Source organism: Protofrankia sp. Cas8 (assembly GCF_963555845.1).
Lineage (GTDB): Bacteria > Actinomycetota > Actinomycetes > Frankiales > Frankiaceae > Protofrankia.
Window position 1 is genome coordinate 5,587 of sequence record NZ_CAUVXI010000059.1, and the last position, 19,625, is coordinate 25,211.

15 protein-coding genes and 1 pseudogene are annotated in these 19,625 nt (G+C 68.1%); 7 read left to right on the forward strand and 9 right to left on the reverse strand.

Going from position 1 to position 19,625, the window contains the following annotated elements; translation table 11 throughout:
* The 7 genes and pseudogenes from U9977_RS11230 to U9977_RS11260 all read right to left on the reverse strand — a co-directional run.
* Positions 1–296, reverse strand: a pseudogene (locus U9977_RS11230) (FAD-dependent oxidoreductase); the annotation flags it as partial.
* 155 nt (positions 297–451) lie between these two features.
* Positions 452–1,462 (reverse strand): hypothetical protein, encoded by a 1,011-nt coding sequence (locus tag U9977_RS11235; protein ID WP_322749170.1) that lies wholly within the window; start codon positions 1,460–1,462, stop codon positions 452–454.
* Positions 1,456–2,217 carry an RNA polymerase sigma factor SigM gene (sigM, locus tag U9977_RS11240; RefSeq protein ID WP_322749171.1) on the reverse strand — a complete coding sequence of 254 codons (762 nt, stop codon included), beginning with the start codon at positions 2,215–2,217 and terminating at the stop codon, positions 1,456–1,458. Before sigM ends, U9977_RS11235 begins: the two co-directional genes overlap by 7 nt.
* Before the next feature lie 33 nt (positions 2,218–2,250).
* Entirely contained in the window at positions 2,251–3,981 is a 1,731-nt protein-coding gene (locus tag U9977_RS11245) for a protein kinase family protein (protein ID WP_322749172.1), read from the reverse strand.
* A gap of 309 nt (positions 3,982–4,290) precedes the next feature.
* Positions 4,291–5,856 (reverse strand): murein biosynthesis integral membrane protein MurJ, encoded by a 1,566-nt coding sequence (gene murJ, locus U9977_RS11250; RefSeq protein ID WP_416210559.1) that lies wholly within the window; start codon positions 5,854–5,856, stop codon positions 4,291–4,293.
* A gap of 269 nt (positions 5,857–6,125) precedes the next feature.
* Complete coding sequence (locus tag U9977_RS11255) at positions 6,126–8,768, reverse strand: DUF6049 family protein (protein WP_322749173.1); 2,643 nt, start codon at positions 8,766–8,768, stop codon at positions 6,126–6,128.
* A 38-nt stretch (positions 8,769–8,806) separates the two neighbouring features.
* The gene (locus U9977_RS11260) at positions 8,807–9,274 is read right to left on the reverse strand and encodes an NUDIX hydrolase (RefSeq protein WP_322749174.1); all 468 of its coding nucleotides are present in this window, start codon (positions 9,272–9,274) and stop codon (positions 8,807–8,809) included.
* Between the two features lie 173 nt (positions 9,275–9,447).
* Here U9977_RS11260 and U9977_RS11265 point away from each other — a divergent pair, with 173 nt between their 5' ends.
* From U9977_RS11265 to U9977_RS11285, 5 genes are all read left to right on the forward strand, one after another.
* On the forward strand, positions 9,448–10,971 hold the full coding sequence (locus tag U9977_RS11265) for a CCA tRNA nucleotidyltransferase (RefSeq protein ID WP_322749175.1): 1,524 nt from the start codon (positions 9,448–9,450) through the stop codon (positions 10,969–10,971).
* Positions 10,972–11,208: 237 nt separating this feature from the next.
* Positions 11,209–12,795, forward strand: coding sequence for a sulfatase (locus U9977_RS11270; protein WP_322749176.1), 1,587 nt, complete (start codon positions 11,209–11,211; stop codon positions 12,793–12,795).
* Positions 12,796–13,043: 248 nt separating this feature from the next.
* A complete protein-coding gene (locus U9977_RS11275) occupies positions 13,044–13,307 on the forward strand; it encodes a hypothetical protein (RefSeq protein WP_322749177.1) in 264 nt (87 codons plus the stop codon).
* Positions 13,304–13,714, forward strand: coding sequence for a type II toxin-antitoxin system VapC family toxin (locus U9977_RS11280; protein ID WP_322749178.1), 411 nt, complete (start codon positions 13,304–13,306; stop codon positions 13,712–13,714). The genes U9977_RS11275 and U9977_RS11280 overlap by 4 nt, the downstream gene beginning before the upstream one ends.
* A 108-nt stretch (positions 13,715–13,822) precedes the next feature.
* Positions 13,823–15,199 (forward strand): MFS transporter, encoded by a 1,377-nt coding sequence (locus tag U9977_RS11285; protein WP_322749179.1) that lies wholly within the window; start codon positions 13,823–13,825, stop codon positions 15,197–15,199.
* Positions 15,200–15,356: 157 nt separating this feature from the next.
* Here the strand turns inward: U9977_RS11285 and U9977_RS11290 are convergent, their stop codons facing one another.
* Positions 15,357–16,427 (reverse strand): inositol-3-phosphate synthase, encoded by a 1,071-nt coding sequence (locus U9977_RS11290; RefSeq protein WP_322749180.1) that lies wholly within the window; start codon positions 16,425–16,427, stop codon positions 15,357–15,359.
* A gap of 169 nt (positions 16,428–16,596) precedes the next feature.
* Positions 16,597–17,226: a PadR family transcriptional regulator gene (locus U9977_RS11295; protein WP_322749181.1), complete on the reverse strand. Its 630-nt coding sequence runs from the start codon at positions 17,224–17,226 to the stop codon at positions 16,597–16,599.
* A gap of 321 nt (positions 17,227–17,547) precedes the next feature.
* Between U9977_RS11295 and U9977_RS11300 the strand changes: the two genes are divergently transcribed.
* Both U9977_RS11300 and U9977_RS11305 read left to right on the forward strand, forming a co-directional pair.
* A complete protein-coding gene (locus tag U9977_RS11300) occupies positions 17,548–17,949 on the forward strand; it encodes a DUF5318 family protein (RefSeq protein ID WP_322749182.1) in 402 nt (133 codons plus the stop codon).
* A gap of 203 nt (positions 17,950–18,152) precedes the next feature.
* A partial coding sequence (locus tag U9977_RS11305) for a biosynthetic peptidoglycan transglycosylase (RefSeq protein WP_322749183.1) occupies positions 18,153–19,625 on the forward strand: 1,473 nt, incomplete at its 3' end.

The window sequence follows — 19,625 nt, forward strand, 5'->3', positions numbered from 1 at the left end:
CCCTGGATGCCCTCGGGAAAGCCCGGGAAGTTCTCCACCTCCGTCGTGGTCATCAGCGCGCCTCCGGCTGAGACGGCACCCTCGAAGACCAGCGGGCGCAGGTTCGCGCGCGCCGTGTATATCGCCGCGGTATAGCCGGCCGGGCCGGATCCGATGATCACGACGTCGCGCACATCCGGATCGTTCGATCCGAGCCCGCTGCTCTGCGCGGTCACATCTCCACCTGTCCTTTCGGGTCGCCGGCCGTTGCCGGTGAGGCCGTGCGCCTGCCACAACCGTCCCACTGCGCGCCCGATTCCCGGGGCACCGGTCACGGTCCGGCTAGATCTACTTGAGGTCGCCGGCGGCGCGTAAGAGCATCATCGCGCCGCCTTCGGCCGGGTTGGCCTGGGTGGGGCCGCCGGCGGCGCGTACGAGCATCATCGCGCCGCCTTCGGCCGGGGAAAGGTCATTATCGGGAAGCGGTTGTGCTGTACCACAGGGCCGCCGTCATGTTGGTGACGTTGCACCGCTCGTCGAGCACGGCCACCTGCAGTTGGTCGGTGTCATTCGGGCTGGACAGGACGACCAGCACGGCCGGCTGCCCGTTGAAGGTCACCAGATCGAGTGCGGCGATGGTCCCGCCCGTCTGCGCGGCCAGGGTGACGTAGCACAAGCGCAGGTCCGGTTGGGTCATCTCGGTGATGACAGACGCGACCGCGGCGGATGGATCGGTCGTGGCAGCGCCGTCTTCGTGCAGTGACACCCGGAGCGTTCCCGGTATCCGTCCGGTCACCAGATCGAGTGCGTGCTGGGGAATCTCGGCCATGGTCACCGGGCGCCCGGTATGCGCGAGGATGGCTGAGGCCGTGTCGGCGACCGCACCGGGTGCAATCTCGCCAGCGGAGCTGTCTCCCGCGGTAGAACGTGGCGCCCGCGCCGTCAGCGGTGCGGCCGCCCGCGCCGGCAGTGGTGCCGCCAGCCGGCTGCTGGCCTCACTGGCGGTGCTCTGAGCGGGATGGTGGGCCAGCGTTACCACGAAGCTGACCATGCCCACCACGACGATCAGGCAGGCCGCCGCTGTGAACCACGCCGGGATCCCCGGGGGCCGGGTCGGAACCCGGGTTGGAACCCGGGTTGGAACCCGCCCCGGCCGCCATGATCTCGACAGTGTCCGTTGGCCGGCGGCCGGGTTGCGGCCATCCCGGTGCTGCCCATCCCGGTGCTGGCCATTGCGGTGCTGACTATTGCGGTGCTGACCGTCCTGCTCCGAAATCAGGGCGGCGCGCAGCCTCTCGGCGACATCCTCGGGCATCGTCACCGACGCGAGCGCCGCGAGATCCCGACGCACCTGCCGCAGCGCGGTCACGGTTTCGCGGCACTGCGGGCAGGCCCCGACATGCAGGGCCACGCCGGATGGCGAATGGTCGCCCTCGGCATAGGCGTCGAGGCGCTCAACATCCGGATGTTGATCAGCTACCATCGCTGGTCACCTCCTCCGGCCGCGTCGGATGCATTGACGTGCCTGCTCTGACTGACGGAATCGAGCGCCGTAGGGTTCCCAGGACGCAGGTAGTCGAGCATTACAGCCAGCTTTGTGCGTCCTCGCGCGCACCGGCTTTTCACTGTGCCCACCGGCACGGCGAGCAGTGCGGCCGCATCCGCGACCGAATACCCCAGGACGTCGACCAGCACCACCGCCAGCCGTAGCGCTTCGGGCAGCCGGCTGAGTGCGGCGTCGACAGCGAGCCTGGTCTCACCCTCGGCCATGGCGTCGCGCGGTTCGGCCAGTTCGCCTTCGCCGTCTGTGGGCAGCCGAACCTGTGGTCGAGCCGCCCGGCGACGCAGCCGGTCCAGGCAGGCGTTGACCACGATGCGGTGCAGCCAGGTAGCCACCGACGCCTCACCCCGGAATGTCGCGGCACCGCGGTAGGCGCAGAGCATGGCCTCCTGGACGGTGTCAGCGGCGTCCTCGCGGTCGCGTAGCATGCCGACCGCCACCGTCCACATGCGGTTGCCGTGGGCCCGAACCAGCGCGGCGAACGCGTCCGGATCGCCGTCGAGATGCCGGCGGAGCAGGTCCCGGTCCTGTTCGGCCTGTTCTGGCGCAGGAGAGAGCGCAGTGTCGCCGACCGCACCTGCGGGCGCTTCACCCGCGGGCGCTTCGGACGTGGACGCTTCAGACGTGGACGCTTCACCCGCGGACGGTTCGGACGTGGACGCTTCGGACGTGGTCATCGGACGACGGCCCGGGGGCGGGGGACCGTGGCCCTACGAGTGGAAGGACACGTCGACGATCGAACCCTTGAAGCGCCCGTCTGAAGCCGTCGGCAGCTTGGTCAGCCACACGACCCAGTACTGGTGGGCGGCTGTCGCCGGGACCGACACGGTGGTGGCTGTGCCGGCTGGGGCAGCGGCCTCGGAGACGACAACCGGGTAGCCGTTTATGTCGTTGACCGCTGCATCACCGGCCCGTAGCTCAAACGAGGTTGGACCACCGCCAAATGTGATCGTCATGTCGCGGACGATGACGGGCTGGCCAAAGTCCAGCCGGAGACCTACCCCGCTCTTGGGCAGCCCGCCGAACTGCCTGCCGTCGGTGTTGTTATAGCCACTCGTCGTCCAGGACGTGGCTGGATTCCCATCGATCGCCTTCGGCGCATCGCTGTTGTTCTCGTCGCCGTCAGATCCCTGGGGGTCGAACGCCGCGACGGTGGGCTTGAGAACGACACCCACCGCCGTGGTCGCTGACGCGGTCGGTGTCGGCGCGGTCGTGATCTTCTTCTGCGGAGTGTGGTTCAGCATGGTCATCGCGACGACGACGAGGGTTACGGCGACCACAAGCGCAACCACGATCGCCAGGATGCGGCGTGGCGACCATGAGGTCCCCTTGGAGTACGGAGAGCCTTTGGCGCCGCGTCGCCGGGATGCGGCGCGCTGCTGTGTCGGCAACCGTTCCAGCCCGCCGTTGGGATAGCCGCTGTTGGCGGGATAGCCGGCGCTGACCGGGTAGGCGTCTCCCGCACTGCCGCCGCGCGAGCCACCACCCCTGGGGTAACCACCGTTCGGGTCGGGGTTCTGCCCGGCCGGACCCTGCCGTCCACCGTCCACCGGGTGCCCGGTGGCGGCGTACTCGGTGGACGGGGACCCTGAGGCCATGGCGCGGGTCATCGGCGGCTCGTCGTCGATGCGGACCCGCCCGAGGTCGAGGGTGCCCTCGGGCGGCGCGATCTCCTCGAGGGCCTCGGCGAGCTCCGCGGCGGATGCGATCGGCGGGCGGTGCGCCCGGTCGTCCCCGAGCGTGGCGAGGGTGAGCGCGTCGAGGTTTCGGGGTACGCCCGCCCGCACCTGGCGGGGTGAACACGCCCGTCCGTCGCTGGTCGGCGGCGCTGTGGGTAGCCCGCACTCGCGGTCCAGCGGCCACCGTCCGGTCAGCGCCGAATACAGCAGACCACCCATCGCCCGGACGTCGTCGGCGGCCAGGTTGGTGGAGTCGGCCCATGGTTCAACCTGGCTGTGCGCGCCTTTCTCCAGGGCGGCGACGACCGAGCCGGTACCGAGGTCGACCACCTTGACCATGCCGTGGTGCGAGATGATGACGTCGCTGGGCCGCAGGTCGCCGTGGTGGATGCCGCGCTCGTGGGCGGCGGCGAGCACCCGCGCGACGGCCAGCATCACGGTCGCGGCCTGGTCCGGCCGCAGCGGGCCCTCGGCGGACAACGCCTGCAGGGAGGTGCCCTCCACCCATTCACTCACCACGTAGGACACCGGACCGGCGCCGGTGGTGGTCGAGGTTGCGTCATAGGTCGATGCCGCGCCCGGGTGAACCAGCCGGCCGGAGGCGATGGCTGCGGACAACAGCATCTCGGCGGCGCGATCATGCGCCGCCGCCGCGGAGTCGTGCGCGTCCGGGCTGAAGCGCTGCACCACGCGGACGGCGACGGGGCGGGCGAGGATGCGGTCGTCGCCGCGCCACAGGGTGACCGGACCACGCGCGTACATGACTGACAGCAGTTGGTATCGGCCATCCAGCATGGTCTTCACCGGAAGTGTGTCAGGCCCCGGCGGCGGCATCGGGCCCGTCTCATCCGCAGACGGAGAGTGGGACCCAGGTGCCGCCATGGTGTCGGCCCGGCGGGTTGCGCTGCTCGTCACATCTTCATTGACGTCAGCCAGCGGCGGTCGGTTGTGCCCGTCGACCACTGTGCCTCCGTCATCACCGACGCGCCCGGCTGTCGTAGCCGGATGCAGCTTGTTCAGTGTACGAGCCCCGGGCCTGCCGATCGGTGATTGCACCGGTTGCGATTGGAATCAGTGCGCAGATCGGGAACCGAACCGGCTACGTACAGTCGTGACAAGCGCCGCCATCTCCGCCAGTCGCATCCGGATAATAGTCGTAAGATATATTATAGTGCCAACCGTGCAGGCGAGGAGCACGCTCACGCCGGAACCGACCCAGCCCGAACCAATGATCATACGCACTCCCGAGGCGACGGCTGCTGCCACCACCGCGCTCAGGCCGCCGGCGATGGTCACCTGAGTGAGCATGCGAGCGATCCGTCCGCCGTCGATGCCGCCGAGGCGAGCCTGCAACAGTGTTGACGAGGCTGCGACACCTACCAGGTAGGACGCGGCAAAGGCCAGTGCCAGCGCGACCGACCGCTGCGTGTCGGGCAGCAGTGAGCTCAGCGCGACCGCGCATATGATATTTGTAGCCACGACACCTATGTTGATCAGTGCGGGTGTGCGGCTGTCCTGGTGGGCGTAGAAGGCCCGCAGCTGCACCTGGAACAGCGAGAACGGCACCAGGGCGACGGCGAAGGCGGCAAGGGTGTCGCCGATCCGCAGGGCGCCGGCGTAGTTCACGGCGCCGTGGTCGAAGACCGTGACCGCGATCGGGCGACCCAGCGCCAGCAACGTGAGTGCTGCCGGCACGATCACGACGCCGGCCAGGCGCATCCCGGTCGAGAGATCCTGGCGGACGAGGTCGCGCCGGTTGTCGGCGGCGTGTGCGCTCATCCGCGGCAACAGCGCAGTGATCACCGATACGGCGATGATCGCGTAGGGTAGCTGGAAGATCTGATATCCGTACGTGTAGATGGTGTACGCCGTCGCGGAGCTGGACAGCCGCACGATGACCAGGTACCCGACCTGGCTGACCGCCACGTAGAGCAGCGTCCAGCCGGCCAGCCGCACCGCCTGGCGCAGCCCGGGGTGGGACAGGTCCAGCCGCGGCCGGTAGCGGAACCCGACCGCACGCAGCGACGGCAGCAGGGCGAATGTCATGACCACCACGCCGAGGGTCGTGCCGCCAGCCAGCACCGTGATCTGGGCATTGCTGATCCCGCCGACGGTGGGCGGCCTGGGGCCGGGCACGAAGATGAACGCCATGCAGGTGGCGATCACGATCAGGTTGTTGAGTACGGGCGCGAACATCGGTGCGGCGAACGACTGCCGCACATTGAGTATCGCCCCGATCGTGGCGCCCAGGCCATAGAAGATCACCTGTGGCAGGAACCAGCGCAGGAACGTGACGGCGAGGTCCCGCTCGGCGCCGCCGGCGGCCAGATAGGCGTTGATGATGAGCGGGGCGGCCACCATCGCGACCACCACCGCCCCACCGAGCGCCAGCACCACCAGGGTGAGCAGCGAGGATGCGAACGCCTCGCCCTGGTCGGGGTCGTCCTTGGCGGCCCGGACGAGTACCGGCACGATGACGCTGGACAGCACTCCGCCGAGCAGCAGGTCATAGAGGATGTTCGGGGTGGTGTTGGCGACGTTGTAGGCGTCCCCGGCCGCGCCCGTGCCGATGGCCGTCGCGATCGCCACCGTCCGCAGGAAACCCGATGCCCGGGACGCGACCGTGCCGATCGCCATCGTGCCGCTGGCTCGACCCAGGGTCATCGCCCCGCGGCCGGCGGACTTCGCCGGGCCGCCGGTCGCCGGGCCCCGTCCCGGCCGGACCTGGTGGGGCGCGCCCAGGTGTGTTTCCTGGCGCGGTGTGAGGTGCTGGGGCCGGGCTGGCGGCGCGACTGGTGGCGCACCGAAGGGTCCCGACGTCTGGGTGGTCGGCCCGCTGGGATCGAAGTCGGATCGTCTGCGATGTCGGGCGGGCGGCTTCCTGGTCCCGTCTCCGGGTCCGGCCGTCACCGCCGTGCTCCCTGGCCCCTGGTGGTTCCCTGGCCCCTGGTGGTTCCCTGGCCTCCGGTTCCCTGGCTCCCGGTTTCCCTGTGCCCGGCGGCTTTCTCGTTCCTGACGCCTTCCGGGCACCCGGCCCTCTCCGTGTTTCTGACCGCGTTGGTGGCGCGGACGAGCCGCTCCAGGCCGTCTCTGCGGTACTCACCGGCCCGGCGTGCGTCGGCCCGGTGCTCCTCGGCTCGTGGGTCGCGCGAAGCTGGCTCCGCGACCGTCCGGCGTGCGCATTCCAGCGTGTCCGGACTATCCGGAAGATCATGATTGTCCGGAAGATCCTGAATATCCGCACCTTGCGGCGGGAGCGGTTCGGCGGGAGGTTGCCGGCGCAGGGCCCGCAGCCGACGGACCAGCCGAATCGCCACGGCGAATACGAGAACGGCCAGTGAACCGCCGGTTATCGCCACGGCGATGACCCCGAAGACCGTCGACTTCACCAGGATCCGCAGTGGCGGACCGGCCGACAGCGGTCGGCCGGCGGGAGTGAGTATCTGGATGTCCACGGGGAACGTACCGGCACCTTCGGCATCGACGTCGACCTCGATCTGCTCCTTCTGCAGGGCGGGTACTATAAGTACCACTCTTGTCGCTGATCGTAGTCGCGAGTGGTCTGTGGACGCCAGGGAGAGGACCACGTTGACAGTAAACGTGGTGTTGTTCTCGAGGGTGACCGGAACCTTGCCGTGTTTGCTTGTCAGCGACACGCTCCGGGACGCGACCACCCGGATGCCCTCCCGCAGGGCGCGTACCGCCCCGGCGACACCCGAGCTCAGGGTGTCCGCGCCGTCCGTGCCCGCGGCGCCCATCCGCCAGGCGACCGACTCGGTTGCGGTGAGGGTGTTCTCCATCGCGTCAATGCCGGCGGCCGTGCAGTTGCGCAGTCCCGGTGACCCCGAGCCCTGTGGACACAGTACGGACTTGAGGGCCTGTACCTGATTGCGCAGATCCTCTGCGGCGATCATCCGGGTGCCGGGCAGCTCTGCCGCCCGGGCCCAGTCGGGGTATCCGAGGGGACCGCGTTCGCCGCTCGCGGCAGCCGAACCCGCCGCGGTACCCGCCGCCGGTGTCCCGATCAGTGGCACCGGCCGGGAGAACGGAGTCGACAGGCTGTCCAACACCTCCTGCGCCCAGTCGGCCGGCGGGTCCCAGTAGCGGGGCAACGCCAGCGTCTGTGCCCGGGCGAGACCCGGACGCTCGGCTGTGATCATGGCGAGTTCGGCGATGAGATCGTGGAAGGACTCTGCCTGGGTCGAGCGATCGGGCGGCGTCGTGGTCCCGGTCGTGGTCCCGGTCGCGAGCCTGGCCAGTTCCGTGTCGGCGGCCAGTGCCCGGGTGACACCACCGGACGTCGCGATGGTGGTGCTCGCCGCGGGGGTGTAGCCCTTGTCCGGGTCCTTCGGCGGCAGCAGGCGGGCGTCCGTGATCACGGTGGTGACACCCATCCGGCGCAGCAGGTCGAGCGTGGTCTGGTCGACCAATCCGCCGGCGGGGTAGGCGATCGTCGTGTCCGGTGTGCGACCGATGGCGTTGGCGATGACGGTCTGGCCGGTCAGCAGCGCCACCAGGATGCTGTGGAACTCCTGCGCCCGGGTCAGCGCCACGACGTCGACGTCGCCGTAGGGTAGGGCGAAGATCGTGCCGCCCGCGTCCGCGAACGCCTTCAGCTTTGCCAGGAAGGTCGCGGCATCCCGGCTCGGGCGTCGGGGGCTCGGACCGGACGGTGTGGCCACCTCGTACGGGCCGTCAGCGATGATTTTCAGGGTCTGCACGAGGACCGGGTCAACCGCGAGGGTGACGGTCGGTGCCTGCTCGCCCTGGGCCGCAACGACGGCGTTCAGCAACCGGTCAAGGCGGCCACCCGGTGCGACGAGGTCGGTCAGACCATCGTCGGTGAGCCGACCGTCCGCGCGCAGCCGTGGCACGTCCGCGAGCGGCAGCACAACCGAGACCGGCGTGGGCGCGGTGACGTCGACGGGTGCCCAGACCAGGAAGGTGTATGTCGTACCGACAATTCTGCGCTGGCCGGCTACCGTTCCGGTCGCGGTGATCCGCACCGGGTACACCTTCAGCGCCGCAGGCAGGTTCAGGCCGGCCGGGTTGGCGCTTGCGGTGAATGCCGCCGGCAGCGCGCCCGGCACCAGCGGGCTCGCAATCGGTTGGGAGGCAACCGCCGTCGGGTAGCTCAGCGCGGCCGCCGCGGCCGCGTTGGTACGTAGGTTCGCGAGGTCACCGCGGCTGGACATCGAACGGCCGAGGTCGACCCGTACCTCAAGGTTTGAGACCTGGACAGTCCCGGTGAGTTTCAGGCGGCCCGTCACCTTCAACGGCGACTGGGGCCTTCCGATCTGGGTGAACTCGTCGATGTCGATACGTACCGGTTGTTCGGAAGCGTTCGCGGGAGTGGTCGAAGCCACGAGTGACGATCTGTTCAGCCGTGGGCTCGAAAGGCCTGGCCGGGCTGGGGACAAACCTGTGGATACCCGGGTCGAAGCTGTGGATACTCCGGTGGATTCTGTGGACGCCGGGTCTGGCTGCGCGCGGACCGAGGTTGTTTCCAGCGTCAGCATGGCGAGTGACATCAGGATCAAAGTGATCATTCTGATGCTCCGGAACGTCAGAGAATCACCGCGGTGTGTCACGTGGTGTCCGTGAGAATGCCGGGCACCTGGCTCAGGAGCCTGCGTTCGTCGTCGTAGGCAAGTAGTTCGCGGACCTCCACCAGCGGGACCCAGGCGACTTCGCTGACCTCCACATCGGCGTCCGACAGCTCCCCGGCTGTCCGTAGCAGAAGATAGTGGTGAACGGTCTTGTGCACGCGTGCCCGTCCGGCCACGAACCAGAAGTCGATCGTGCCGAGCCGACCGAGTACCCGTCCGGTCACACCAGTCTCCTCCGCCACCTCCCGAACCGCTGCCTGTTCCGCGGTCTCGCCGCCTTCGACGTGCCCTTTCGGCAGCGACCACAACAGTCGGCCACGGCGGTCACGGCGCGCGATCAGCGCTGCGTTCGCCCTTTCTGAAGGGTCATCCAGGACGAGCCCGCCCGCCGAAGTTTCCTCTACCCGCCGAAGTCGCCGACGAGGGGATGTCGAGGACGGGGACATGAGCTGATCGTACGAGTCGTCCGCGTCACACCCGCTGTGCACGGTCACTGTCGGACATAGGCTCCGCCATCGCGCTGACGCCGGTCCTGCGGTGGTGGATCGCCGGCGATTGCGCGTCGACGGGTGGCCGGCCGGTGGAGGGCAGGGGCGGCCGATACGCTGAAAGAGTGTCGGTGATCTGCCTGGACAACCCACGTGACTCCGCGGAACGGGCTGTCAGTGCCCTTCTCAAGGTACCGGCTCCCGCCGACGACCTGGGGCGGCTCTTTGCCGGTGCCGGCCACAGCCTGTACCTCGTCGGTGGTTCGGTCCGGGACGCACTGCTTGGCCGCCTGAACGTCGACGCCGCGGCCGACGGCCTGGGTGTGGCCGATCTCGACTTCGCCACCGATGCCCGTCCAGAGCGTGTCCTTGAGATCACCCGTGGCTGGGCGGACGCCACCTGGGAGGCCGGGATCGCGTTCGGAACCGTCGGTCTGATCCGCCACGGGGTGCGGTTCGAGGTGACCACCTACCGCACTGAAGCGTATGACCGGACATCGCGGAATCCGACAGTTGCCTACGGTGACACGCTGGAAGGCGATCTCGTCCGTCGCGACTTCACCGTGAACGCGATGGCGGTGTCCGTGCCCGGCCACGAGTTCATCGACCTGTTCGGCGGCATGGCGGACCTCGCCCGCAAGGTGCTGCGGACCCCGGGTTCCCCCGAGGCGTCCCTGGACGACGACCCGCTGCGTATTCTGCGGGCTGCCCGGTTCGAAGCGCAGCTCGGGCTGATCCCGGTCGGCGAGCTGGTCGCGGCGATGCGCTCCAGGACACCCCGACTGACGATCGTCTCGGTCGAACGCATCCGGGATGAGCTGCGCAAGCTCATGGTCGGCGCCGACCCGGTGGCCGGGTTGGAACGGTTGGTGGACATCGGGGTCGCGGACATCGTCCTGCCGGAGCTGCCCGCACTGCGGATGGAGATCGACGAGCACCACCAGCACAAGGACGTCTACACCCACACCCTGACCGTGTTGCGCCAGGCGATCGCGCTGGAGGACCCGCTGCCCGACGGTGGCCCGGACGAGGTGCTGCGCTGGGCCGCCCTGCTGCATGACATCGGCAAGCCACGGACCCGCCGGCACGCACCCGGCGGCGGAGTCTCCTTTCACCACCACGAGGTGGTCGGACGCGACATGACCCGCAAACGGCTGGCGGAGCTGCGGTTCCCCAAGGACGTCGCGGACGCGGTCACCCTGTTGGTGTTCCTGCATCTGCGGTTCCATGGCTACGGTCGCGGCGAGTGGACCGACGCGGCGGTCCGGCGGTACGTCCACGATGCCGGGCCGGCGCTGTCCCGGCTGCACAAACTCGTCCGTTCGGACTGCACGACGCGCAACCGGCGCAAGGCCGAGATGCTGGCTGCGACCTACGACACGCTTGAGGAGCGGATCGCCCGGCTGTCCGAGCGCGAGGAGATCGCCGCGATCCGCCCGGAACTCTCCGGGGACGACATCATGGAGCTGTTGGGCCTCTCGCCCGGGCGGCTGGTCGGCCAGGCGCGGGCGCACATGCTCGATTTCCGTTTCGAGGCGGGTCTGGTAGGACGGGAAGCGGCCGAGACCGAACTCCTGCGCTGGGCACGGGAGAACGACGTCCCGCTTCCCGGCGACCTGCCTGACCTGCCTGACCTGCCTGACCAGGCAACCTAGCTCGACCCGCCCGCAGGCCCACCACATCGGGCGGTCCTTTTCGGTGGGCCGCCCGATGTGGTGGGCCTGCTTTCGAATCGCACTCACACCCTGCGTTCCAGCCGTTCACACGCGGCGCGGTCACGATCGACTTCGTTCCTCTGCCGAGTGGTTCGGGACGCGAGCCGCCGGCGGCGTGGAAGAACGAACGTCGCGCCGTTTCCGGCTCCGCTCGGAGGACGGAGAAGGAGGCATGTGGTGTCCGCACGACATCGACATCTCGGACGGCGGGCGCGGTTCGGCATCGCCGGCGTACTCGGCGTCATCGCGATGGCAGCCGTGATTATTCCCGTGGTGCGATCCGGGCCATCCGCGAGGAGTTCCGCGCCGCTGGCCGCGGTGAACGTGGCGAAGAGCGACAGTCGGCCGAATTTCGTGTTCATCCTTGCCGACGACCTGGACGCGACCACCTCGCCGTACTGGGAGGCCATGCCGCACACGGCCGCCCTCATCCGGGACAGTGGGCTGACGTTCACCAACAGCTTCGCTCCGACGCCCATCTGCTGCCCGGCTCGCGGCACGATCCTGACCGGAAAGTACGGCCACAACACCGGCGTGCTCACCAACTCCGGTGACGTCGGTGGTTGGGCCACGTTCGCGGCGAACGGTAACGAGGAGAAGACCTTCGCCAAATACCTGCATGACGCCGGGTACCGCACCGGTCTCGCCGGAAAGTACATGAACGGAATCGAGAACGAGCCGGAGCACATTCCGCCGGGCTGGTCGGAATGGTATGGCAGCGTCAACAACAATTTCTACACCGGATACAACTACACGCTGAACGAGAACGGCACGATGGTGCAGTACGGCGGTCCGGACAATCCGGCCAACTACTCGACCGACGTAGTCGCCGCCAAGTCCACGGACTTCATCCGCCGGGCCGCCACTGACGGCACGCCGTTCTTCTGGTACGCGGCGTCCACCGCGCCGCACCTGCCCCTGCCACCGGCGCCCCGGGACGCCAACAACCCGTTTGCCAGCGCCACCGCTCCGCACAGCCCGAACTTCCTCGAGCCCGATGTCTCGGACAAGCCGTGGTGGCTCTCGTCCAGCGCGACCGAGCGGTCCGCTCTGGTGCTGGCCACCAACAACTGGGACTACCAGAACCGGATGGGGTCGCTGTACGCCCTCGACGACATGGTGGCGAACATTGTGACTACCTTGCGTGACACCGGAAAGCTGGACAACACCTATCTCGTCTTCACCTCGGACAACGGCTACAACCTCGGTTCGCACCGTCTCGTCCAGAAGATGGCCCCGTACGAGGAGTCGTTGCGGGTGCCGTTGGTTGTCGCCGGACCCGGCATCAAGGCGGGTACGGACAGTCACATGGTCGCGCAGATCGACCTGGCGCCGACCTTCCTGGAGCTGGCCGGGGTGAGCGTTCCAGCCGACGTCGACGGGCAGTCGCTCGCCGGCATGCTGCACGGCCAGCAACCGCCGTCGTGGCGCAGTGACCTGTTGGGGCAGTATGCGGGCCCCGGCGAGGACGGCCAGGACGGGATCGCCGCCGAGCAGGTGACCAACGCGACCGCTCACTATCTGGACCTGCCACCGTGGACAGGTCTGCGGACCGAGCGTTACCTCTACGTCCGCTGGTATGACGTCGACCGGGCGCCCAAGGTCCACCAGTACGAGCTTTACGACCTGGCGGCCGACCCGTACGAACTCACGAACCTGCTCGCCACCCCGACAGGTATGGCACAGAACGCGGCTCTGGTCGCCCAGCTCGACGCGCGGCTGAACCAGCTAGCCACCTGCGCCGGAGCGTCCTGCCGGACCTGACCGGACCTGACCGGACCGACCGGACCGACCGGACCGAACTGACCGGACTGACCGGACTGACCGGAGGTGGCCGGACCGCGTCACCGACCCCGGACACAGCACCCCGAACACAGCACCCCGGACACAGCACCGCCCCGCGGAACTCAGGCCGCGGGGCGGTGTCGGTTGGGCGGGCATTGCCTGTGGAAAACTCGCTCTTCTTGTGGACAATTTGCTTGCAAGCAGTTCATCTGCGCTATCCTGATCGCATGGCTACTCCAGAACCGGTCTGCTATGACCTCGAGGTCGTCGTTGACGACCACCTCGTCTCCGAGCTGGAGCGTCACGGCGTCCCGCGAGGCCGCCGCGCACGTCTCCACCTCGAGCTCGTCCCTGCCGTAACCGGGATGGACGCCGGCCCCGCCTCCGACGGGTCCGGTTGGCCGCCGCCATGGTTCGCCAGCTTCGACGGCGATCCGGACCTTGGCGAGCGGGCCAGTGAGATCGTCAATGCGACTGTGGGGTCACATTGATCGTTGATGCAGGGCCGATCGTGGCGGCTGCCAACCGCAAGGATCGCCATCATGCTGCGAGCCTGGATCTCCTCAGTCCGGAGAAGGGGCCGTTCATCGTTCCACCGCCGGTTGTCGCAGAGGTTTGTCACCTTCTCCAGAGGGACGCGGGCCCTCGTGTCGAAGCACAGTTCCTGCGGTCGTTTGTCACCGGTCATTTCGCTGTCGCCGAACTGAAAATTGCGGATCTTGATCGTATGGCGGATCTCGTTGATCGGTATGCGGACTTCCCTCTCGGTGGGGTGGACGCGTCGGTCATCGCGCTCGCTGAGCGGTTGGGCGTCACGGAGATCGCCACGCTGGACCGCCGTCACTTCGGCGTCGTCCGGCCGAAGCACGTTGAAGCCTTCACCCTCCTGCCGAACTGACCTGCCGAACTGACGTTCACGGTGACGTTGCGTCACATCCGAGGGTCGGGCGGTGCCAGCGGGGGCACGGCTCGGACGCATGACCGGCTGGGTCCGTAGGCTCATGCTGTGGCGCGGGCCGGAGATCTGCGACAACTGTTCGAGCTGACCGGATTCCGGCGGCTTTTCAGCTCCCGACTGACCTCGCAGGCGGCGGACGGGGTCTTCCAGGCGAGTTTGGTCAGCTATGTGCTGTTCTCGCCGGAGCGGGCGACCTCCGCCGCGGCGCTGGCGACATCGCTGGCGATCGTGGTGCTGCCGTTCAGTGTCATCGGACCGTTCGCCGGGATCCTGCTCGACCGGGTGTCGCGGCAGCGGGTGCTGGTGGTCAGCGCGCTGGCCCGGGCCGTACTGCTCGCCATCCTCGTCGTACTGATCGCCGCCGGCCATACCGGTGCCGACTTCTATGCGGCCGCATTGGCGGTGGTGAGCGTCAACCGGTTTGTGCTCGCCGCGCTGTCCGCGGGCCTGCCGGTGGTCGTCCCTGCGGGGCGGCTCGTCACGGCGAACGCCGTATCGACGACCGCCGGCACGCTTGCGACCCTCATCGGCGCCGGTATCGGCAGTGGTCTGCGGGGGCTGATCGGCGGGGACGACGCGGGTGTCGCCTTTGTGGCTGCGCTCTCCGGCGTCGTCTACCTGCTTGCCGCGGGGACCGCCGCCCGAGCGGGCCGGGGCGAGTTCGGCCCCGTGCACGCCACGCCCGGGCAGGGCGTTCTCGGCGAGGTCGGGCAGGTGGTCCTGGAACTGGCGGACGGAGCGGGTCACCTGTGGCGGCGGGCGCCGGCCCGGTACGCCCTGGCCGCCTTGACCGGCTCTCGGGCGTCATATGGTCTTACATCGGTTATGGCGATCCTGCTCTACCGTAACTACTTCACGGGCGCCCTCGGAGGTCTGGCGGGCCTTGCCCTGCTGGTGGGCGCCGGCGGGTTGGGAACGGTCACGGCCGCCTTCGTGACGCCGCGGGTGACCCGCCGGGTCAGCAAGCAGATGTGGATCATCTTCGTGCTGCTCGGCGCCGGGATCATCGAGATCTCCCTGTGTCTGCCGTTCAGCTCGGCGTTGTTGATCGTCGCGTCGGTGCCGATCGGGTTCGCCGCCCAGGCCAGCAAGATCTGTGTCGACACGATCGTGCAGGAACAGATCGACGACGCCTACCGGGGGCGCGCCTTCGCCCTCTACGATCTGCTGTTCAACGTCGCCTACGTGGCCGCTGCCGCGCTCGCGGCGATCACCCTGCCGGCCACCGGCAGGTCGGCGGTTATGGTGCTGGTCGCCGGAGCCGGGTACATCGTGTGCGCGCTGCTGTACCTGAGCAGGCGGACGTCTGACCCGTCTGACCCGTCGGATCTGGACGGCTTCGGGGGAGTGGAGGTCCGCCGGTTGCCGACAGCCGCAGCGCAGCCGAGCCCGATGACAACGGTTCCCACCAGGACTGCGACCTGACGTCTGATGCCTGACGTCTGATGCCTGATGCCTGATGCAGCTGACCGCGGTCAGACGGTGAGCGACGACGAGAGTGGCCCGGCCGCCCCCTCCGGGTGGCCGGACCACTCTCGTACATCCCGGGTCGCCTTGCGCGGGACGCCTCGCCCGGGCGCTCTTACTCGCCGCGGATGAACGCCTCCAGCTTGTCACGTGCGACGTTGTCGCGGTACTGCTCCGGCGGCGACTTCATGAAGTAGGAGGATGCGGCGACCAGCGGCCCCCCGACACCCCGGTCAAGAGCGATCTTGGCGCAGCGAACCGCGTCGATGACCACACCGGCACTGTTCGGCGAGTCCCACACCTCAAGTTTGTACTCCAGGTTCAGCGGCACATCGCCGAACGCGCGTCCTTCGAGGCGGACATAGGCCCACTTGCGGTCGTCGAGCCAGGAGACGTAGTCGGACGGGCCGATGTGGATGTTGTCCCGGCCCATGTCGTGGGAGAGCTGAGACGTCACTGCCTGTGTCTTGGAAATCTTCTTGGACTCCAGTCTGTCCCGCTCGAGCATGTTCTTGAAGTCCATGTTGCCGCCGACGTTGAGCTGCATCGTGCGGTCCAGGACAACGCCCCTGTCTTCGAACAGCTTTGCCAGGACGCGGTGGGTGATTGTCGCGCCCACCTGCGACTTGATGTCGTCCCCGATGATCGGCAAGCCGGCCGCGCGGAACTTCTCCGCCCATTGCGCGCGGCCCGCGATGAAGACCGGCAGGCAGTTGACGAACCCGACGCCCGCGTCGATCGCGGCCTGGGCATAGAACTTCGCCGCGTTCTCGGAGCCGACCGGCAGGTAGCAGACAAGGACGTCGACTCGGGACTCACGCAGCGTGGCCACCACGTCCACGGGTTCCTCGTCGGATTCAGCGATCGTCTCGCGGTAATAGCGACCAAGGCCGTCCAGAGTGTGGCCGCGGGCGACGGTGACGCCCAGTGGCGGCACATCGGCAATCTTGATGGTGTTGTTCTCGCTGGCGACGATCGCCTCGGACAGATCGCGTCCGACCTTCTTGGCGTCGACGTCGAACGCCGCGACGAACTCCAGGTCCCGAACGTGGTACTGGCCAAGCTGGGTGTGCATCAGGCCCGGTACCTGCGCCGACGGCTCAGCGTCGCGATAGTACTCGATCCCCTGGACGAGGGATGCGGCGCAGTTGCCCACACCGACAATAGCGACACGTACCGAACCCATGACGGTCTGCTCCCTTTGGCTGTGTGTGAAGCGGTATTGGTTGTGGACGCTGGTGGGTGGGGCGGGGATGCGGGCCCTGCGGTGCCGCCGAACTACCCGGTGGGCGGGACTGCGTCGCCGTTGTCCTCCCGGCCCGGTGGCGTCGGCACGCTGGCCGGAAGGTGCGCGATCATGGATCCTCCTGCGCACCTGGAGACCCGGTTGATTGTGGAGCTGCGGGCAGGTCTGGTGGCAGCCCCGCGGACACGGCGGTCGGCGGTGGTTGCGTCCGTCCGGTCTCGGCCCGTTCGGTTTCAATCAGTTCAGTGAGCCAGCGGACCTCGCGCTCGACGGACTCGAGGCCGTGGCGCTGCAGCTCGAGGGTGTAGGAGTCGAACCGCTCGCGGGTCCTGGTCAGGGCGGACCGGACCTTCTCACGCCGTTCCTCCAACCGGCCGCGTCGACCTTCGAGGATGCGCAGTCGGACAGCCGCGTCGGTTTTGCCGAAGAAGGCGAACCGGACGCCGAACATCTCGTCCTCCCAGGAGGACGGCCCGCCCTCACCGAGTAGGGTGACGAGGCGTTCCTTGCCCTCGGCTGTGAGGGTGTAGACAACGCGGCTGCGGCCGCCGAGGCGACCCGCGGCACTGGAGTCGTCGGCGGTGACGTAGCTCTCGGCCGCGAGCTTGCGCAGGCATGGATAGAGGGACCCGTAGCTGAAACGGTGGAAGGTACCCAGCACGGTGTTCAGCCGCTTCCGCAGCTCGTAGCCGTGCATCGGACTCTCCGAGAGCAGCGCGAGGACGGCCAACTCCAGCATTGCCGCTCCCTCCACCGTAATCGACCTGGCGGTTGTCTGATCCAGCGAGTGCCTGAACCGATGGTTGTGATCTGGCTATTTTGATCTCGTCATGGTGATCTCGTCATGGTGATCTAGCGGTCAGACATATCGCTTCGATACATCGAGGATGCCACTTCGGGGAATCCAAGGCAACAACGGATGTCTGGTGTGGAACGGCGAGATGGTTGGATCGTGTCTCGGCCGGCCGTGGCACACCGTGTTCGGAGGGTTCTCCGGCACTCGGGGCGCATCTGTCCGGACCGTCTGCCGGGTCCCCGCATCCGGCGTACCGTCTTTGCCATGCGCCCACGGTCGGTTATCGACTACGCGCTCGCCCGGCGAGCGACACTCGCTGACCTGCATGCGGGCAGGGTGTCGACGACAGACGTCTGTGACGCTCACCCATATCTGCTCCGGGCAGCCAGATATCATGGCGAGGCGACCACCCGGCGCTGTCCGGTCTGTCGTAACGAACCTTTGATCAACGTGACGTACACCTACGGTGACGAGCTTGGCGTGAGCTCCGGGCGGGTCCGCCCCACCAGAGATCTGCCGGCGCTGGAACAGCGCTTCAGCGAGCTGAACGTCTATGTCGTGGAGGTCTGCACCTCCTGTGGCTGGAACCATCTGACCACGTCTTTTGTGATCGGGACCGGCCAGCCACGAGTCAGGCGGGGGAGCCGTCGGCGCACGGCAGACTAAGAGTGCCCGCACGCCCTTTGGCCGGGCTGGCTGTGTGGGGCCTCCGGGCGTGCGGAAAGGCCACGATCGCACGCCCTTTGGCCGGCTGAGGCCGGTTTTACCGGAGCCGGTGTGGGTGCGTCCAGGTGGGGCGGCGTAGCGTCTCCCGGCAGCCACCGACCATGCGGGGTCCGTACCCCCTGCCGCAACGGACGGGACTGTCAGTGAGGCCACCCTACGATCGGGACGTGCACCCGCGCGACGATGACAACGCACGTACGCACGTGCGCCGTTCGTCGGTCCGCCGGGACCATCCCCGTACCGCCGGTTCGGGCGCGCCCGATCGTGGTCCCGACGGCCGGGGTGGGGCGCGCGACAGCCGCTACGACACGACGGACCGCGCCGCGATGGAACGCATCGGCGTCCGCGAGCGCACCGGCGACTCCACCACCTACGTGCGCCGCCCTCGCCCGGATGACGTGCCCGCCGCGGCTGCGGGTGACGCCCTTGATCAGGTCGGCGACCCCCCGGCCCGGCGTGCGGGTCGCCGCGCGGCCGCGTCCACGGTCAGGAAGGGCCAGGGCAAGCACGGTCCGATGTTCTGGCGAAACCGTCCACGGTGGTTGCGCCGGCTGGTCCTGCTTGGGCTGTTGTCCAGCGTGCTGATGGTCGCAGCCCTGGTGGCGCTCGTCCTGGCCTTCACAAAGGTGCCGCTGCCGGCAACGGTGAACACCGCCGAACAGACGTCGGTCATCACCTACGCCGACGGCCGGACCGAAATCGCCAAGATCGGAACGGTCAACCGGACGAACGTCCCGCTCTCCCAGGTGTCGGTGGACGCCCAGCACGCGGTGCTGGCCGCCGAGAACAAGAACTTCTACAGCGAGCCCGGCATCTCCCCGAAGGGGATCGCCCGCGCGATCTGGGTGAACCTCAGTGGTGGCGAGATCGCCCAGGGCGGTTCCACCATCACCCAGCAGTACGCCAAGAACGCCTATCTGACCCAGGAACGGACCTTCTCCCGGAAGTTCAAAGAGATCGCCATGGCGATCAAGATCGATCAGCAGTACTCCAAGGATGATGTGCTGGAATTCTACCTGAACACGATCTACTTCGGCCGTGGATGCTACGGCATCGAGGCCGCGGCCAAGACCTACTTCGGCAAACCCGCCAAGGACCTCACGGCCGAGGAGGGCGCGGTCATCGGCGGGCTGATCCGCTCCCCGAACGCGCTCGACCCGCGGGCGACCCCGGCCGCCGCCGAGCGTCGCTGGCACGAAGTGATCGACACGATGGCCGCCAAGGGATGGTTGGACGCGGCCCGCGCCGGTCCCGACAAGAAGCCACCGGTGACCAAGGAATGGGACAAGTCCAACGGCCTGGCGGTGTCATCGCCACAGGCCGCCTATATTCGTGACCAGGTCAAGGCCGAGCTGATCGCCGCCGGTATCACCGAGCAGCAGATCAACCTCCAGGGTCTGCGCATTCAGACCAGCATTGATCAGGGTCGCCAGACGGCCGCCTACCTGGCCGTCACGAACGTGCTCCAGAAGCCGTCCACGGCCGTGCCCGATCTGCGAACCGGGCTGGTCGCGGTCGAACCGAGCACCGGGCGGGTCCTTGCCTGGTATGGCGGTTCGATCTACGGCAAGGGTGCGAACGGCCAGACCTTCTGGGAGGACAACGTCTCAGAGGCG

What these genes read in the sequence shown, in the direction of transcription:
- U9977_RS11235 (WP_322749170.1), bottom strand. Translation starts at nt 1,462, where the DNA reads ATGGTAGCTGATCAACATCCGGATGTTGAGCGCCTCGACGCCTATGCC.
- sigM (WP_322749171.1), bottom strand. Translation starts at nt 2,217, where the DNA reads ATGACCACGTCCGAAGCGTCCACGTCCGAACCGTCCGCGGGTGAAGCG.
- U9977_RS11245 (WP_322749172.1), bottom strand. Translation starts at nt 3,981, where the DNA reads ATGTACGCGCGTGGTCCGGTCACCCTGTGGCGCGGCGACGACCGCATC.
- murJ (WP_416210559.1), bottom strand. Translation starts at nt 5,856, where the DNA reads ATGGCGATCGGCACGGTCGCGTCCCGGGCATCGGGTTTCCTGCGGACG.
- U9977_RS11255 (WP_322749173.1), bottom strand. Translation starts at nt 8,768, where the DNA reads ATGATCACTTTGATCCTGATGTCACTCGCCATGCTGACGCTGGAAACA.
- U9977_RS11260 (WP_322749174.1), bottom strand. Translation starts at nt 9,274, where the DNA reads ATGTCCCCGTCCTCGACATCCCCTCGTCGGCGACTTCGGCGGGTAGAG.
- U9977_RS11275 (WP_322749177.1), top strand. Translation starts at nt 13,044, where the DNA reads ATGGCTACTCCAGAACCGGTCTGCTATGACCTCGAGGTCGTCGTTGAC.
- U9977_RS11290 (WP_322749180.1), bottom strand. Translation starts at nt 16,427, where the DNA reads ATGGGTTCGGTACGTGTCGCTATTGTCGGTGTGGGCAACTGCGCCGCA.
- U9977_RS11295 (WP_322749181.1), bottom strand. Translation starts at nt 17,226, where the DNA reads ATGCTGGAGTTGGCCGTCCTCGCGCTGCTCTCGGAGAGTCCGATGCAC.
- U9977_RS11300 (WP_322749182.1), top strand. Translation starts at nt 17,548, where the DNA reads ATGCGCCCACGGTCGGTTATCGACTACGCGCTCGCCCGGCGAGCGACA.